Below are 267 nucleotides of genomic sequence, written 5' to 3' on the forward strand. Positions count from 1 at the left end.
GTCTTGTTATAGATCCTGACACAGGAAAATTAGATTTAGTTGTGAATGGTTACGACAATTAAGAATTTACTTTGTCATCCTTTTTATCTGGGACAGGATCAAATCCTCCTGGATGGAAAGGGTGACATTTTAATATACGCTTACATGTAAGCCAAAATCCTTTGAAGGCACCGTGTTTTTGAAACGCTTCTAATCCATAATGAGAGCAAGTCGGATGAAAGCGGCACGTTGGCGGTGTCATCGGAGAAATGAACTTTTGATAAAAGC

The 267-nt window shown here is 39.0% G+C and carries 1 protein-coding gene; it reads right to left on the minus strand.

Annotated elements, in window-relative coordinates; genetic code table 11:
• Window positions 1-58 precede the first annotated feature (58 nt).
• Window positions 59-267 (minus strand): membrane protein insertion efficiency factor YidD (gene yidD / locus SB775_RS30135; protein ID WP_410864919.1); only part of this gene is annotated, 209 nt, incomplete at its 5' end.

The organism is Peribacillus sp. SIMBA_075 (assembly GCF_046534585.1).